This window comes from Nostoc sp. JL31 (assembly GCF_017114965.1).
Lineage (GTDB): Bacteria > Cyanobacteriota > Cyanobacteriia > Cyanobacteriales > Nostocaceae > Nostoc > Nostoc punctiforme_A.
Genome location: NZ_JABXKO010000024.1, coordinates 1 through 17,272 on the forward strand (window position 1 = coordinate 1; position 17,272 = coordinate 17,272).

At 42.2% G+C, this 17,272-nt stretch carries 12 protein-coding genes; 4 read left to right on the top strand and 8 right to left on the bottom strand.

Annotation, left to right across the window (positions count from 1 at the left end):
* Both HWQ43_RS33710 and HWQ43_RS04440 read right to left on the bottom strand, forming a co-directional pair.
* Window positions 1–135, bottom strand: a 135-nt coding sequence (locus HWQ43_RS33710; protein WP_366932782.1) for a pentapeptide repeat-containing protein, incomplete at its 3' end; no start/stop codon positions are given.
* 566 nt (window positions 136–701) lie between these two features.
* Complete coding sequence (locus HWQ43_RS04440) at window positions 702–3,155, bottom strand: ATP-dependent Clp protease ATP-binding subunit (protein ID WP_292730781.1); 2,454 nt, start codon at window positions 3,153–3,155, stop codon at window positions 702–704.
* Between the two features lie 308 nt (window positions 3,156–3,463).
* Between HWQ43_RS04440 and HWQ43_RS04445 the strand changes: the two genes are divergently transcribed.
* Complete coding sequence (locus HWQ43_RS04445) at window positions 3,464–3,760, top strand: DUF3288 family protein (RefSeq protein ID WP_094353136.1); 297 nt, start codon at window positions 3,464–3,466, stop codon at window positions 3,758–3,760.
* Between the two features lie 520 nt (window positions 3,761–4,280).
* On the opposite strand, the gene HWQ43_RS04450 is transcribed toward HWQ43_RS04445, so the two are convergent.
* Window positions 4,281–5,138, bottom strand: coding sequence for a neutral zinc metallopeptidase (locus HWQ43_RS04450; protein ID WP_292730690.1), 858 nt, complete (start codon window positions 5,136–5,138; stop codon window positions 4,281–4,283).
* Between the two features lie 584 nt (window positions 5,139–5,722).
* Here HWQ43_RS04450 and HWQ43_RS04455 point away from each other — a divergent pair.
* Window positions 5,723–6,685: a general stress protein gene (locus HWQ43_RS04455; RefSeq protein WP_292730692.1), complete on the top strand. Its 963-nt coding sequence runs from the start codon at window positions 5,723–5,725 to the stop codon at window positions 6,683–6,685.
* 280 nt (window positions 6,686–6,965) lie between these two features.
* Here the strand turns inward: HWQ43_RS04455 and HWQ43_RS04460 are convergent, their stop codons facing one another.
* On the bottom strand, window positions 6,966–8,480 hold the full coding sequence (locus HWQ43_RS04460; RefSeq protein ID WP_292730694.1) for an MlaD family protein: 1,515 nt from the start codon (window positions 8,478–8,480) through the stop codon (window positions 6,966–6,968).
* A 94-nt stretch (window positions 8,481–8,574) separates the two neighbouring features.
* Window positions 8,575–9,357 (bottom strand): ABC transporter ATP-binding protein, encoded by a 783-nt coding sequence (locus tag HWQ43_RS04465; RefSeq protein WP_292730696.1) that lies wholly within the window; start codon window positions 9,355–9,357, stop codon window positions 8,575–8,577.
* A 934-nt stretch (window positions 9,358–10,291) separates the two neighbouring features.
* On the opposite strand from HWQ43_RS04465, the gene HWQ43_RS04470 reads away from it, so the two are divergent.
* Entirely contained in the window at window positions 10,292–11,332 is a 1,041-nt protein-coding gene (locus HWQ43_RS04470) for a low specificity L-threonine aldolase (RefSeq protein WP_292730697.1), read from the top strand.
* Window positions 11,333–11,499: 167 nt separating this feature from the next.
* On the opposite strand, the gene HWQ43_RS04475 is transcribed toward HWQ43_RS04470, so the two are convergent.
* A complete protein-coding gene (locus HWQ43_RS04475; protein WP_292730699.1) occupies window positions 11,500–11,940 on the bottom strand; it encodes a thermonuclease family protein in 441 nt (146 codons plus the stop codon).
* Between the two features lie 306 nt (window positions 11,941–12,246).
* Here HWQ43_RS04475 and HWQ43_RS04480 point away from each other — a divergent pair, with 306 nt between their 5' ends.
* Window positions 12,247–14,709, top strand: coding sequence for a DHH family phosphoesterase (locus tag HWQ43_RS04480; RefSeq protein WP_292730701.1), 2,463 nt, complete (start codon window positions 12,247–12,249; stop codon window positions 14,707–14,709).
* A gap of 122 nt (window positions 14,710–14,831) precedes the next feature.
* On the opposite strand, the gene HWQ43_RS04485 is transcribed toward HWQ43_RS04480, so the two are convergent.
* Together HWQ43_RS04485 and HWQ43_RS04490 are read right to left on the bottom strand one after the other, a co-directional pair.
* The gene (locus HWQ43_RS04485; RefSeq protein ID WP_292730703.1) at window positions 14,832–16,178 is read right to left on the bottom strand and encodes an NAD(P)/FAD-dependent oxidoreductase; all 1,347 of its coding nucleotides are present in this window, start codon (window positions 16,176–16,178) and stop codon (window positions 14,832–14,834) included.
* 287 nt (window positions 16,179–16,465) lie between these two features.
* Window positions 16,466–17,254 carry an SDR family oxidoreductase gene (locus tag HWQ43_RS04490; RefSeq protein ID WP_292730705.1) on the bottom strand — a complete coding sequence of 263 codons (789 nt, stop codon included), beginning with the start codon at window positions 17,252–17,254 and terminating at the stop codon, window positions 16,466–16,468.
* Window positions 17,255–17,272 lie beyond the last annotated feature (18 nt).

A 17,272-nucleotide genomic window follows, 5' to 3' on the forward strand; every position in this document is an offset into this window, starting at 1 on the left:
TTGAGCCTGAAACAGTTGAGCCTGAAACAGTTGAGCCTGAGACAGTTGAGCCTGAAACAGTTGAGCCTGAAACAGTTGAGCCTGAGACAGTTGAGCCTGAGACAGTTGAGCCTGAGACAGTTGAGCCTGAAACAGTTCCGTCTGAAAGTATTTCTGTTATTATCCCCACACCTGCAAAAAAGAGAAATGAGGGTAACTACTATGAAATACCTTTACCAATTCAAAAAATGTTTACGACAGATAACCCCACCCACGCTGACGCGCACCCCAATACTTGTCGGGTTTTGGGGAAAAAGGGAATGGGAAAAAGGAAAGAAAAAACCTTTAACCCTTAGCCTTTAAGCTTTTCCCCAAACCAAATTCTAGTTTAAAATTCAAAACCCGATCAGTATTGACGCGCACCCTGCCTTATACCATTTTGGATTTTAGATTTTGGATTGTGAAACATGCATTGGATAAGTGTTTCAGTTTTCCATCTGTCGCAATCATTTTTCAAATTGGTATTAGCAAGGAGAGGGTAGGTGGGTATTGCCCACTCAAAAGGAATCGCATAAAAAAACCCCTAGCATTTCTACTAGAGGTGGAAAATAATACCATTTCACTTGATGTTTGTCTGAGATGACCCTGTTTGTGCCTCTGCTCTACGCAAGAGGCTGGAGTATTTCTCAAATATTACAGTAACAAAGCGATCGGGTATAAAATTAGCCAACATTTGCTAAGAGCAATTCTCGTTTTTCTGATTTTTTAACTCTCACTTGAGAGTCATCATCAACATCGATAAGCGCTGTGTCTCCATCTGTAATTTCACCAGACAGCATTGCTTCGGCTAGAGAATCTTCTAGGAGGCGCATAATTGCCCGACGTAATGGCCTAGCGCCGTAGCTAGGGTTATAGCCTTCTTGTACCACAAGCTCTTTGAAGCGATCGCTAACTTCTAGGATAATTCCCCTTTCTGTCAAGCGACTAGCAACATCGCGAAGCATAATTTCGGCGATTTGCTTAACTTCATCCTTGGAAAGCTGGGTAAAGACGATAATCTCATCAAGACGGTTAAGGAACTCAGGACGGAAGTAAGCTTTCAATTCCTCATTTACCAAGGTGCGGATGCGGTTATAACTAGCGTCGGCTTGAGTGTCGAAGTCAAAGCCTAAACCACTACCACCTTTTTCAATCACCTTGGAACCGATGTTAGAAGTCAAAATGATCAGCGTGTTCTTGAAGTCCACTTTCCGACCTTTGGCATCAGTAAGATGACCGTCATCCAAGAGTTGCAGCAACATATTGAATACATCGGGGTGCGCTTTTTCGATTTCGTCGAATAGCAGCACTGAGTAAGGTTTGCGCCGCACGGCTTCTGTAAGTTGTCCGCCTTCGTCGTATCCTACATAACCAGGAGGTGAACCAATTAGCTTGGCGACGGTGTGGCTTTCCATGTATTCGGACATATCTAGCCGAATCATCGAATCTTCCGCGCCGAAGAAGTAGGCAGCTAGTGCCTTCGCCAATTCTGTTTTACCAACTCCAGTAGGGCCAGAGAAGATAAAGCTAGCAATGGGACGATTGGGATTTTTCAAGCCAACGCGGGCGCGACGGATACCGCGAGATACAGCCGTGACTGCTTGCTCTTGCCCGATGAGGCGCTGATGCAGAGTGTCTTCTAGGTGTAGGAGCAGCTCTGACTCAGATTCAGTTAGCTTGTTGACTGGTACGCCAGTCCAAGAGGCAACAATTTGAGCGATGTCTTCTTCGTCAACTACAGTCGAGTTGACAGGTTGCTCGTTTGGTGTAAACGTTGCTTGCAGTTGTTCTGCGAGTTTTAACTCTTGGTCTCGTAGTTGTGTCGCTTTGTCAAAATCTTGGACTCTGACTGCTGCTTCTTTTTCTTTGGTAACGCCAGCGAGTTCACGCTTAAGTTCTTTATTGGGAGAACTTTGGGAGTTCCGCAGACGAACGCGAGAACCAGCTTCATCAATCAAGTCTATTGCCTTATCTGGCAAGAAGCGATCGCTAATATAGCGGTCTGATAATTCTGCGGCGGCGACAAGTGCCGCATCCAAAATTGTGACTTTGTGGTGTTGTTCATAAGCACCGCGCAAGCCGTAGAGAATTTGTACGGTTTCTTCTACCGATGGTTCCCCAACCTTAATCGGTTGGAAACGACGCTCTAGGGCAGCATCACGCTCAATATGCTTCCGATACTCATCGAGGGTAGTTGCGCCGATGCACTGGAGTTCACCGCGTGCTAAGGCAGGTTTAAGGATGTTGGCTGCATCCAAGCCACCTTCTGTACCACCAGCGCCAACTAAGGTGTGAATTTCGTCAATCACCAGGATAATATTGCCCACAGTGCGGACTTCTTCCACGACTTTTTTGATGCGTTCTTCAAAATCGCCACGGAAGCGAGTTCCAGCTACCAATGACCCCATATCAAGGCTGATAACTTGCTTGCCTTGTAAGCTTTCGGGAACATCCTGATTGATAATCCGTTGAGCTAGACCTTCGGCGATCGCAGTTTTACCAACTCCTGGTTCCCCAATCAACACTGGGTTATTCTTAGTGCGGCGACCGAGAATTTGGATTGCCCGCTCAATTTCCTTCTGGCGACCAACTACGGGGTCGAGTCTGCCTTCTTGGGCTAATTTGGTCAAATTTCTGCCAAACTCTTCCATTGTTAGCGGTTGGGTGCGCTTTTGATTACCACTACCAGCAAAAGCCGGTGCATTTTCACCCAAACGGCGAACTATCGCACTGCGGACACTCTTGAAGTCAACCCCTAGATTTTGCAGTACTTTGGCGGCGACACCTTCACCAGCCTCGGTTAATCCTAAGAGTAAGTGTTCAGTGTTAATGTAATTCTGTCCCAAACTATGAGCTTCTTTAAACGATTGCTCAAAGAGGCTTTTTACTTTAGGAGTAAAAGGAATTTCTGGTGGTACAAAGCCAGAACCCCTACCAATAATTTTTTCTACCTCGCGACGCGCGTCTTTGAGGGTAACGCCTAATTCAGCCAGCACTTTAGCAGCAACCCCAGTTCCTTCTCCCATCAAACCCAGGAGAATTTGTTCAGTTCCTACGAAATTGTGTCCCAGGCGACGTGCTTCCTCCTGAGCTAACATAATTACTCTAATGGCTTCGGAAGTGAAGTGTTCAAACATAATGGGTTCTTGCTCCCTCGCTGCTTGGACTTTGGGTGAGATAAAATTCACCCTCATCTAAAGTTTTTTGTATTTTCTTAAGGACTAATGTAACTTTATTTAAAGTTAAGTGGCAGTGGTGAGAGCCGTAAGACATCAGGTGTACTTGCCGTCTACTAGAAGTTCTGAGTGGAGTACGGGGAAAGCTAAAAGTTGCAAACTTGACAGTTAAGCTTTCGGTATTTGACAATTTTCTTTTGTCTGTCCTGTTTTCCATTGTCAGCTAAACTTAAAATTCAGGACTTAGCACTCTAAACTCAGGACTGACAATGACTGAAGCAACGGCCGGTAAAGACCAACAACATCCACTTTATAACCGCGATCGCCCCCTTATTGATATTTTACTCGCTCAAGAGGCTACAGACTATAACTTAGCAGAATTGGCTAGACTGCGAATGCGCTATCAAGGGTTTCCAGGGGCGAGAGACATCCAAAAAGACCTAGATAAAGTCTTGCAACAGTGGGGTTTGACCGAAGCCGAGCTTTTTGAGAAAACTCGTCAAATTCACGATTTGGGTGGAATTTACAAAAGCCGTGGCAAGAAAGATGAACAGGATTGGAATTAGTTATGGGGAATTGGGCATTGGGCATTGGGCATTAGTTATTCTTTTCCATTCCTAACTCCTGACTCAGCGCTGGAATCGCGTTGGCAAAGCCCGCCTTAGGCATCGCTAATTCTGTGCCTTTGCCTAATTCAGATGTCACTGTGAATTGTACACCATGTTTTTTTATAATCTACCGGGAAATGGCTAATCATAAGGGAGTATTTTTACTTACTGGCTTGGTGATAAATAAATAGTCTAATAGTTTTTGGAATATTAAAATAAACCTTGCGATCGCTACCTCGTTTCCAGAACGACATGAGTTTAAACAAGTCTTTTTGGAAATAGTCTAAATCGATTGTGGCGATCGCTTCCTCATTTTCTGCTCCCCAATCAGGAAAGTTTTGCCAATAAAGCTCGATAGCTGCCAGAGAATCGTAAAACTTGAAATACAGCAGATTTCAAGTTTCTTTGCCCAAATATAAAGCGTATTTTACTCCTGAACTCCGAATTCTGGATTCTGGATTCTGAATTCTGCTGTATGTTAGGAATTTGTCTTGGCAAAAGTATTACATTTCTGAGGATCGCCCGTTTGGATACCTTGTTTAAACCAACGAACCCTTTGGGCTGAACTACCATGTGTAAAAGATTCTGGCACAGCATAGCCTTTAGCTTGTTTTTGCAAGCGGTCATCTCCAATACTGCTAGCTGCGTTCAATGCTTCTTCAATATCACCTGTCTCCAGAATTTGCCGTGAGCGTTGAGCATGATTTGCCCAAACGCCTGCAAAACAGTCGGCTTGTAATTCTAATCGCACAGAAAGCTGATTTGCTTGCGTCTGACTCACTTGGTTCTGCAAGGTTTGAACTTGCTGCGAAATTCCAAGTAAATTTTGGACATGATGTCCAATTTCATGAGCAATCACGTATGCTTGAGCAAAATCTCCAGGTGTCTGATATTGAGTCTTCAAATCGCGGTAAAAACTCAAGTCAATATACACCTTTTGATCGCGCGGACAATAAAAAGGCCCAACTGCTGAACGTGCAAATCCACAAGCAGACTCCACCGCTCCTGAGTAAAGAACTAACTTTGGTTCTACATAAGTTTCTCCGTCTTGCCGAAACTGCTCACTCCATGTATCTTCTGTATCAGCCAGTACAACAGATACAAAATCCGCCATTTGATCTTGAGTTTGAGATCCTGTTGTTTGAGGTGACTCAGCTATCGGGCTATCACTTGGTGGGGAATCTTGTTGCCAAAGGGCACTGGGATCGCCACCCAATAGTAAAACCAGTAGCGATATGAGTGCTGCTCCTACACCTCCACCCACGACAGGAGCGGAAATCTTCATCCCACGCCGATCTTCAACATTTGTACTCCGACGACCTATTTGCCAACGCATAATTACTGCTTACCAAACTCATAAAAAAATACGGCTTGAACTAGGTAGGATGAAATCTACACAAGCCTTTTAACTATACAAATAAATATTACTTATTCTATGTATCGATCTCTTCTGCCTACGGACAAAGCACAAGTAAAGTACAGTCAGCCTTTAGGAAGGTTTTATTAAACAGGTAGTCCATTAAATCACACAGAATTCCCGGACTACTTATAGGGAAAACCACAGTCAGTACAAAAGTGAAATTTCAAACACGTAATTTGCATTCCATGACCAAGCTCTCAGGATTTGGGATATCAACACAGGGGAATGTCGTTATGTCTGCGTTGGAAATACAAATTTAGTTGAGGCTATCCCGTGTCATTCACTAATAATAATTCCGGATCAGTTAGGGATCTTCTCATCTTGGTGTATTCACTTTTTGACTTGCACCGTTGAGGTATTATTGCCTACCTCATGAGCGAAAGAATGTATTTTATTACTAAGGATAGTTTTGAGTTGAACCAACTCGTATTTAATATAGCAAGTACTGAAGAATCAACTTTGTCAGTGATTAATCTTTTCCCTGCGACCAAGGAGTAATTATGGTTTTAATTCAATATCAACGTGCTGTAGGCGTATTTACTCATCGGATAGATGCGGAGCAGGCAATACATGAGTTGAGAGATTCTGGCTTGGCGATGGAGAAAGTATCTGTAGTTGTACAAAATTCAGATCGTAATCATGAAATTACCGATAATGAAGTTAAAGAGGGCACTGGTGATAAAGCTGACGAAGGTGCAACAGTAGGAGGGCTTTCAGGGGGCGCTGTTGGTGGGTTAACTGGTTTATTAGTGGGTCTTGGGACTTTAGCAATCCCTGGAGTTGGCCCAATAATGCTGGCTGGGGCAGCAGCAACTGCTTTGGTTACAACCCTTGTTGGGGCAAGTATTGGTGCTGCCACTGGGACTTTTGCTGGTGCATTAGTTGGTTGGGGAATATCGTCAGAGCAAGCTAGAGCATATAACGAGCGAGTAGAGGACGGACACTATTTAATAATTGTGGATTGTACATCTTTTGAAATTGCTAAAGTACAAGAAATACTACAGCGTTGGGGTATTGAAGAGTTTGGTATTTACGAGCATCTCAACAGTGAATCTGAAACTACAAATTCTCTGACCACAACAACTTCTGCTACTGCCATTCCTAATAAAAGTGGGATGATGTCCAAGTATAGTGTTAGTTGCTTTAATAGCATAGCTAATGCTGAAGCGGCAATTAAGGATATGTGTGTCGCAGGTTTTTCAGTAAATCAGATTTCCTTAATTTGCAAAGACTTTTCTCAATTCCTTGGGTCAACAGGCATTAATTTAAGTGAACGCTTTGATGCTATGAGGTTAGGAATAGCAGATGAGTGGGCACGCTTTTACAATGAGCAAATAGAGCAAGGCAATTACATACTTATCGTTAGTGGCACAGATGGTGAGCAAGATATAGCTAGGTCTATTCTGTTTAATTATGGGGTTCAAGAGTCTCAAATTTATGACCCAATGTTAATTCGTTCTTAAAAGCGGGTGCTATCATGAATGGGAGCAAATTTATTTGAGTTTTGGCAGATACAGCAGAATTCAGAATGGGCTACGCCCCGCTGCGCTAACAAGATTAAAATACGCTTTATATCTGGGTAACAGATTTAGCTTGTGTAGCTCACCAACTTGAAATCTGCTGTATCAATAAGCAATGGGTTTTGCAGCCTAAAAACTCTACTATGTAAACAATCGACACCTTTCAAGGTTATAGCGAGTGGTGTCGATGAGCTTCAACACATTTACCTGATAGTAAAATATCTTACTTAAAATTCTCAACAGTCTGGCTTTGCTCAGGGTCAGCAGTGAGCGAAGTTGAAGGGTCAACCTGTATAGCCTCTTTCTTCGTCTCCAGTTCCTCCCGTTGCTTGCTGTACTCCCGCAGGTGCTTCAAAAGGTTTTCTTGGGATGAGTTTGGGATAGACGGACTGGGATTTGGTTGAAGGTCGGTGTCGGTACTTGCAAAATTAGCCGCTGAGGGATTCATTTCGTAGACTCGTAGCGACTTGTCATTAAACATCGCCTGTTGGGTTGGCGCTGGGGTAGGAATTAGATTCTTTGGTTTGCTCACAGCAGCTTTTACCGAATCTAGAGTAGTAGCAACCTGCACTTGTTGCTGCATCTGTTGTGTAGAAGATACTAAACCACTTAAACCATTCACCAATTGCCGCAGATTTTTACGGAAATTAGGATCGCCTGTCAATTCATCTAAATCAGATGTAATTTTTTGGGTATTTTCAAAGGTTACTCGTGCTGAATCTAAAGTTTGTTGCAGCAACACCGCATTCTTTGGATCGTTTAAGGTTTTAGAAGCATCGCGTAAATTAGCTGAGGCTTGAGCTGCATTTGCTGAAAGCGTTTCTAAATTGTTAAGTAATTCTCCTTGAGTCAATCGATTGACAGACGGTGATAAGCTACTGACTGTAACACGCAATTGGTTGCTGGTTTCGGTGATATTGTTCAATGCACCAACGAGCGTCGAACGATTTGTTGTCAACAAATTATCCAGGTTGTTCAGCAATCGATTTGCTTGAGTTGCAGTTGCACCGAATTTATTGACTGTTTGATTTGCAGATGTATTAAGTTGGTTTGTCGCCCGTTGCACTGAATTAGCCGTAGCGGAAAAGGTACTAAGTTGTAGTTGTAAGCTTTTGGTCAAACCTTGTAAATCCTGACTTAGCTCACTAAAACTTGATGCTGCGCCTGTGGTAGTTTCTAGAACCCTATTGACATTTCTATAAAATTTTGGATCATTGTAAGCACCGGCTAGCTCAGTTGAACTACGAATTAGTTGATCAACACTGATACCAACCTGACCTTTTAACCGAGAGCCATTACAGACTATGAGGCTGGTATCACAACTTTTATCTAGGGGTTTAGCAGTCACAACCCCAGCAGGCAAGGTTGCTTTTGGTGTGATGTCGATAATACTTTCGCTAATTAATCCACTTTGATTAGCTTCCACTACAACATTACGGGGAATAATGAGGTCAGCTTGGGCAATTTCAATCTCTACATCAATGGCATTTGCGCCTGGTCGAACGTGGGAAATAGTTCCTACCTTAACGCCACGATAGCGAACTGCTGCTCCCTTTTGCATACCGCCAGCGTTGGCAAATTCGACAATAATTTTGTATGAACGGCCAGCAGCGGTGAATCGATTTAACCACAGAAAGAGTAAGCCAAATACCCCTAGTCCTAGCAGGAGTAATAACCCCACAGAACCTTCTCTAAATGTTCGCCCAGACGCGAAGCGGCTTGTCATAAGACCTCGCATTTTTTTGCCTCCACCAACAACCAATAACCAATTAGGAGTTAAAAGTTAGGAGTTAGTAGTTAAATTTAACTCTTTACTCCTGGCTTTTAAGTTTCTAGCCGGCGACTTTAATCGGGCCTTGAACACTTCCACTGATAAATTGTCTGATCAAGGGATGTTCTGTGTTGTATATTTCACTAACTGTACCTTGCCACTGCACTTTACCTTCATAGAGAAATATAAGTCTATCAGATGTACGGCGGATAGTGCTGTCCTGGTGGGTAACAACGGCGTATGTACTACAAACTCCATGTAAACATTGCAAGTGGCGGATTAAATCTTCGATTACTGTCGAGGCAATGGGATCGAGTCCGGCCGTTGGTTCGTCGTATAGTAGAACTTCTGGCCCTTCACTGGGATTATCAGGGTTAGACATAATCGCACGGGCAAAACTTACCCGTTTGCGCATTCCCCCGGAAAGTTCGGCTGGGTAGAGGTGGCCTATTGCTGGTAAACCTACCATCTCCAATTTTTCTTCTACCAAATCTCGGATGCGCGATCGCGGCAGCTTTGAATTTTGATAAAGTAAAAATCCCACATTTTCCTCCACTGTCAGCGAATCAAATAGGGCTGCCTGCTGAAACACCATACCAATGCCAACCTGCTGTCCGCCATCCTCAATCAAACCCTCTCGCCGCACTCCTTGCACATAAATTTCTCCTTCATCGGGACTAAGTAACCCTGCCATGACTCGTAAGATGGTTGATTTCCCAGTCCCTGATGGCCCAATAATACCCAGTGCTTCTCCCCGGTAAACGGTCAAGTCTACATTATCTAGAACTTTATGGCTACCAAAGGACTTAGAAACACCTTTCAGTTCAATCAATGGTTCAGTCATTAGTTATTAGTCATTGGTCATTGATCATTGGTCATTAGTCAGTAGAAAATAAACAAATGACTACTGAGAACTAACAAAGGACAAATATGCCAAATAGTGATTTCATACTTACTTAGTAAAAAATTATTATTGTATAGTATATTATAAGTACATAATTAGCATTCTGATTAGCAAACTTTATTTTTTTAGCATAATATTTAGTTATTTGCGATGTTTATCGTCTCAAAATACCCTAAACACAAGGCTGACGAAGACACCGTAGTAATTAAACATCTCAGTGATGTCAACATAAGATTCCAGTTTTCTGTACACATCAGCAAAGTCATTTATCTATTATTAAGATCCTACTTAACTTTATAACAACTCAGGTTGAGACAAAATAGAAAAATCAGATTTAAGTTGTGAAAATCAAAAGGATTAGACTCGCTATTTTTTATATAAGTCAAAAACCTTGTTTTTCATTAATTATTAACTATAGTTATAAAAAATTAGCCTCTTGCTATCCAAAGTTATTGGAATTAGCAGAATTATTAATTGAAGAATAAGTTAGAAGTCAGAATCTAGACGCGACGCTCGTTCGCCCTTGGCGTCTCCCCTTGGGAGAAGACTCGCTAACGCTACGCTATCGCCCTTAGCGTCTATACTCGCTACCGCGGACTCGCTCTCCGTTGCGCTATCAGTCGGGGATTTAGACCAGCCACTGAATTGTTGCATCACTAAATCGTTTGCGCTGCGTCTCTGAAAGACAAGATTTAGTGCGGGTATTAAACCCTTTGATTCATCCGCTAGGGGCACAAAATAGCCAACTGAATTCTGGCTCCTAACACCTGAATTCTGTTTTGATTTAATAGCATTACTCGCCAATGCATTTGGCAAAGTCGAAAATTATTTACTAGTATTGTAACAATTACTGTTAAAAATCAAAGTAGAAATTATGAGTAGCCAATTAGAACAGTTTGCAAGTGATAATTCCTCTGGTATTTGTCCTGAAGCACTGGAATATATGATTAGGGCAAATCAAGGTAGTGTTCCAGCTTATGGAAATGATGAATGGACTCAAAAAGCAACAGATTATTTTCGGGAACTCTTTGAAATTGATTGTGAAGTATTTTTTACCTTTAACGGCACAGCTGCAAATTCTTTATCTTTAGCTGCTCTTTGTCAGTCATATCACAGCGTCATTTGCCATGAAACATCTCACATAGAAACAGATGAATGTGGCGCACCTGAATTTGCATCTAATGGCTCTAAACTGCTACTTGCTCACGGTAAAAATGGCAAATTAACATCAGACTCTATAGAGTCAATTGTCACCAAACGCACTGATATTCATTATCCTAAACCTAAAGTTATTAGCATTACACAATCAACTGAATTAGGAACTATATATTCTATTGAAGAACTTTTAAGTATTAAAGAAGTTGCAAACAAATATAACTTAAAGATTCACATGGATGGCGCTCGTTTTGCAAATGCAGTTGCCGCTATGAATAAAAGTCCTGCTGAAATTACTTGGAAAACTGGGGTGGATGTATTGTGTTTTTGTGGCACCAAGAATGGAATGGCATTAGGTGAAGCCATTCTTTTTTTCAACAAAGCATTAGCAGAGGATTTTGATTATCGATGCAAACAAGCAGGTCAGTTAGCCTCAAAAATGCGGTTTATTTCTGCTCCTTGGTTGGGTTTATTGGAAACTGGCGCTTGGCTAAAAAATGCCAGACATGCTAATCAATGTGCTGAATACTTAGAAAATCAGCTATTAAATATAGAAGGCGTTGACTTGATGTTTCCTAGAGAAGCCAACGCCCTATTTGTGAAATTACCTGAAGAAGTCATTCGCAGCTTAAAAGCCAAGAACTGGCAGTTTTATACATTTATTGGTGTGGGAGGAGTACGTTTTATGTGTTCTTGGAACACTACTCAATCAAGGATTGATGAGTTGATTGGTGATATTAAAAATTCAACAATGAAATAAGTGCAGCAATCCTAAAATTTAATACGATTCAGTTAAGGATTATTGGTGTAGATAATTGGTCTTTCAAGACGCGATAAATCGCGTCTCTACATGAGGGTTTTGTTGCTCATTCTCAACTGTATTGTTTTAAAATTGCTTCAGCTTATTATAACTTATAATGTCAGCGTTTACTTGGTATGTAACTTCAACTGCAATTTTGATTGTTGCCACAAACCCAAATGCTTATTTTTAGCATTAGCTTCTGCAATTAAAAATTGGGTTTTGCTCTCATAGCAATTTTGTAAAGATTCTTGGTCAACGACGGCATTACCTGACTCTACCAGAAGAAGATTTACTGACCGATTATCTACAAACACTTCACCCGCTGGACGACCACTTTTAAGTTGTTCTGTGCTTCTAATCACGACAGGAGTTTGAAGTGGTAATAGCTGTTTTAGCCTTTGTGTTGCTGCTAAACCATAGCGCTTGTCAGTTGCCTCTGGTGCATTAATACAGGCTAACTTGACTATAGTTGTTTGTCCTGCATTATCTTTAACCAAAATAGTGTTCCCGTCTGTAACACCAACTACTCTACCTAGCACCAACATTAGTTGAAGTAATTCCATCATTTTATTTATGCACAAATAGAATTTTATTTCGGTACTTAGGTTACTAGTGTGATTTAGCTCACAAGTTGCAAATAAAAGTAAAAGTAAAAGTAATAAATATTATTATTGCCAAAACCTGACCTTTATATCAATCAAAACTTCATTTAATAACTACAGGTAATTGAACACTCACAGTAGTTCCGGTGAAGAGGTTAGAAGAGATTCACACTATTATGAGCATTGACTATTCTAAAAGTCAACTTCACAGATTTACAAATTATCATTGTATTTGAAGAGTTTTAACTTCTAAATCCTAACTTTGTTTGTATGCCAGAACAACAGCAGTGGACTATAACAGCAACTGAACAACCACCAGAGTGCTTTATCCAAGCAGTGAAACAGTATACACCTGCATCAAGTGGACTGTATGCAGCGCAGTTGTTGTGGCAACGGGGTATTAAAGATCGTCAACAATTAACAGCTTTTATCAACTATAAAGTTTATCAACCAGCAAGTCCCTTTGAGTTTGGGCAAGAAATGCATCTGGCGATCGCACGGTTGCAACAAGCGTATAATACTAAAGAAAAAATCGCCATTTGGGGAGATTTTGATGCCGATGGGATTACCGCTACATCGGTACTTTGGGATGGATTGGAACAGTTTTATGCTCAAAATACTCAGTTAGTTTACTACATTCCCAATCGCCTGAAAGAATCCCACGGACTTAATCATCAAGGGATTGATAACTTAGCAAAACAAGGTTGCAAATTAATAGTTACTTGCGATACAGGTAGCACAAATGTTGAAGAAATTATCTATGCCAAACAGCTAGGCATAGATGTAATAGTTACAGACCATCACACTTTACCAGCCGAACGCCCACCTGTTGCAGCAATTATCAATCCCCGCTATTTTCCAAAAGAACATCAGCTATTTAATCTTTCTGGGGTGGCGGTAGCTTATAAATTGGTGGAAGCACTATATCAAAGTCTGCCCAATGTTGCCAAATATCCGTTGGAGGATTTATTAGATTTAGTTGCAGTTGGATTAATTGCCGACTTAGTGCAGTTAAGTGGAGATTGCCGCTACTTGGCACAGATGGGAATTCAACGACTGCAAGAAGATTTTAAACAGCCAGCAGCAGCGCGGCGGCGGCCAGGGGTAGGAAGATTATTAGAATTGTGCCAGAAAAGTGGCGATCGCCCCACAGATATTTCCTTTGGTTTGGGGCCAAGAATTAACGCCGTTAGTCGCATCCAAGGTGATGCTAGTTTCTGCGTGGAATTATTAACTAGTCGTGATATCAAACGTTGTAACGAACTCGCCGAAGTTACAGAACTCGCCAACGCCCGCCGCAAATCTTTACAAAAAGATGTGCAAGCACAAGTAGCGCAAAAACTTACCCAATTAGATTTATCAACCACCAGCGTCATTGTCTTAGAAGATGCCCAATGGCCTGCGGGTGTATTGGGCTTAGTTGCGGGACAGGTAGCACAAGAAACAGGACGCCCGACGATTTTGTTGAGTACGGAAGGCGCAGGGGAGCAGGGAGCAGGGGGCAGGGAGCAGGAGGCAGGGGGAGAAATTACTTCTTTATCTTCTAACTCAGAACGGGCTGAACGCCCCGCTAACGCTAACAGCACTCAAAACTCAGCACTCGTATTAGCTCGTGGTTCCGCTCGTTCGGTGAATTCTGTAGATTTATATCAACTGGTGAAAGAGCAAGCACATTTGTTACATCGCTTTGGAGGACATCCTTTTGCAGCAGGTTTGAGTTTGTTGGTGGAGAATATTCCTTTATTTACAGCGGCGATTAATCAGCAGTTGCGGCAATCTTTAGGTAGTACAACTCTAACGCCAACTGTGCAAGCAGACTTGACGGTAAGGGTAGCCGACTTGGGGAAAGAGTTATTTTTGGAACTGAAACTGCTAGAACCTTGTGGAATGGGTAATCCTGTTCCGAAATTGCTAATTCAAAACTGCTGGTTTGAAAATTCTTGGCATCGCAATCAGCAGGATTGGCAAGGGAAAAAGGTACAGTACATTAAAGCTGAGTTTGATATTCGCGATGATTCTAGCAGAAGTGCTTTTCCTGGCTTATGGTGGGGACACTACAAAGATGAATTGCCCATAGGAAGATGTGATTGCATAGCAGAACTAGACTATAACACCTTCAAAAAACGTTATGAAATCAGATTGATTGCCGTGCGTTCTTCTGCTAACTCAGCACTCAACACTCAGCTATCGCTAACACCCTACATCCTAGACTTACGGAATCAGGAACACTCAGCACTCAGCACTCAGCACTCAGGACTAATTATCGAAGATTGTCCCACAAATTGGGATGATTTACGTATGTGGTTGCGGCGATGTTTGGCGATCAGCCGCTCTACGTCTGGGCTTGAGAATCAGCAACAATTAGTGATCGCTTGGTCTAAACCTAACCATCAACTACCTAATCAAATTTGGCTGACTCTTGTTGGAATTGCCAAATATCTCAGTCGCACAAATCAACTAGTTACCCGCGGACAACTTTTAGAGAAAATCGGCGTCAGTGACCAAACCTTACTTGTCGGCATCAAAGCCTTAAAATACTTAGGGTTCACAGTTCAACGACAAGACCGTTCTTTACAATTTACCTGGAATCCAAACGATAGTGCCGAAAACCTTGCTGACGAAGCAGTTGCACGATTTTTAGCTGCTGTTCGAGAAGAACAATTTCAGCAACAGTATTTTGCGGAAGTTCCCTTATCTACGATTGTTGCGATCGCCAGCTACGACAGTAAATAATTTAAAGGGTTTATAGCGTTCGCTACACAGCCTCTTTCCCCCTGCTCCCCTGCTCCCTGCGGTCTAAATGATAAGTCTTTAGCAGGACACGATATGAGTACTATCGGATGCGAACCCTGAAGTTAAAGAGGTGTCCCAGAAGGCTCTTGCACCCTCTTGTTAACAGTTTTTGCTTCTACAAAACCATCTCTACCTGTAATCAATCTAGAGCGACGATTACGAGTAATATAATTCCATCCCCACTGAATTGCTACTACTATTTTAGTGTCAAACTCGATTAAGAAGTAGATGTGAATTACTAGCCAAAAGAGCCAAGCAATGAAACCTTTGAGTTGGACTAAGCCTAAATCTACAACAGCTAAATTTTGCCCAATCATCGCCAAAGTACCTACGTCATTGTAACGAAATTGTGGCAAAGTCTCACCTTTAAGCCTGCGTTTAATGAGTTTAGCTACATACTCTCCTTGTTGTTTGGCTACAGGTGCAACACCAGGTAAGGGTTTACCATTTTGATGGGAAAAGTTGCTTAAATCTCCCACTACAAAAATGTTTTTATAACCCTTGATAGACAAGTCTGGTTCTACAATCACACGTCCTGAGCGATCGCACTCTACATCTGTACTTTTTGCTAGGGCTTTCCCTATAGGCGAACCTTGAACACCTGCTGCCCACAAGATAGTTTTTGAGGTAATTTCTGTCAATTCATCGCCTTGCTTGAAAGTAACGATGTTATCTTCAATCTTTGTCACTCTGGTGTTAGTGTAGACAGCCACACCCAACTTTTGCAAAGATTCTGCTGCTACTTTCGATAATTCTGGTGAAATGTGTGGGAGGATGCGCTCGCCCCCTTGCAATAGTAAAATACTCGCTTCTGAGGTGTTGATGCTGCGGAAATCTTCTGTGAGAGTTTGGTATGCCAATTCTGCGATCGCACCGGATAATTCTACACCAGTGGGCCCACCCCCGACAATCACAAAAGTCAACAAAGCACGGCGTTTTTCGGGATCGGTTTCTTTTTCTGCCGCTTCAAATGCCGAAAATATCTGGCGACGCATTTCTATGGCATCTTCAACAGTTTTCAAGCCAGGAGCAAATTCTTTCCAGTTATCTTTACCAAAATAGGAATGGTTAGCACCTGTGGCAACAATTAATGTGTCATAAGGTACTACTTCATCACCCAAAATAACTTGTTGCGCTTTTGGATCGATATCATTTACCTCTCCCAACAACACTTTTGTATTCTTGCTTTTGCTGAATACAGATCGCAATGGTGCAGAAATATCAGCAGGTGATAGCGTACCTGTGGCAACTTGATATAAAAGCGGCTGAAATAGGTGAAAGTTACGTTTATCAATGAGAGTAACATTTACATTTGCTTTCTTCAAAGCTTTTGCTGTATACAGTCCACCAAAGCCGCCACCAACGATAACAACCCGATGTGGTGCATTCTTTTCAAGTGAGACTTCCATCAGAAATATTTCCTTGTGTTAAGAGCTTGTAACTATTCTTAACAAAGATGTAACAGCATTATGATACTGGTTGCTGTCTATTTAGAACATTTGAAAAAATGATGAAAGTAGTCAAAGTTAGTTTTATATCGAGGAAGGCAGTGTTTCGACTACGCTCAACAACTGGGCAGGGGGCAGGGGGCAGGAGGAAAACTGCCCGACGCTGGATGACTCACTACCGCTATGCTATACGCCAGTCGTACAGAATTAATTCTGAATTCTGAATTCTGTTCGATGGATCAAGCCGCTCAAAATGTACTTTGAATAATTCCGCCATCTACTTGCAGCATGACTCCATTCACAAATGAGGCTGCTGGTGAACTCAGAAATACTGCAACATTGGCAAACTCTTCTGGTGTCCCCATACGACCCAAAGGGACTGTCCCATTGATTCTAGCAATTTCTGCTTCTTTAGTTTCACCATTTTTAGCGATGCGGGCGTTAATTAATTCTTCCACCCGTTCTGTATATGTCCAGCCTGGTAAAATGCTATTGACGCGAATTTTATCGCTACCCAGTTCTTGGCTAAGAGTTTTCGTTAAACCAATCACTGCTAATCGAATGGAATTAGATAAAACCAGATTTTGGACTGGTTGTTTAGTTGAGGTTGAGGTGATGGTCAGAATTGCTGGTGCGGTAGATTGGCGTAAGTGAGGTAGAGCGTACTTTACCAGACGTACCGCACTCAGCAAAGTCAAGTTGAGCGAAGTTTCCCAAGTTGCCAAATCGATATCGTCAAAAGTACCAGCAGGTGGGCCTCCGGCGTTGGTAACGAGGATATCCAACCCGCCGAATTTTTCTACTGTGGCATTAATTACTCGTTCAATATCTTCTTGACTGGTAACGTTGGCACGCAGAGATAGCACTTCTGTACCTGTTTCGCTCTCAATCTCCGCAGCCGTTTTGTCAATTAACTCACTGCGCGCGCAGATGGCAACTTTTGCACCCTCACGGGCAAATTGCCTCGCTGTAGCTTTGCCCAAACCTTTACTAGCAGCTGTCACTAAGGCGACTTTGCCACGGAGTTGCAAATCCATAATCTTGATTCTTCTTGT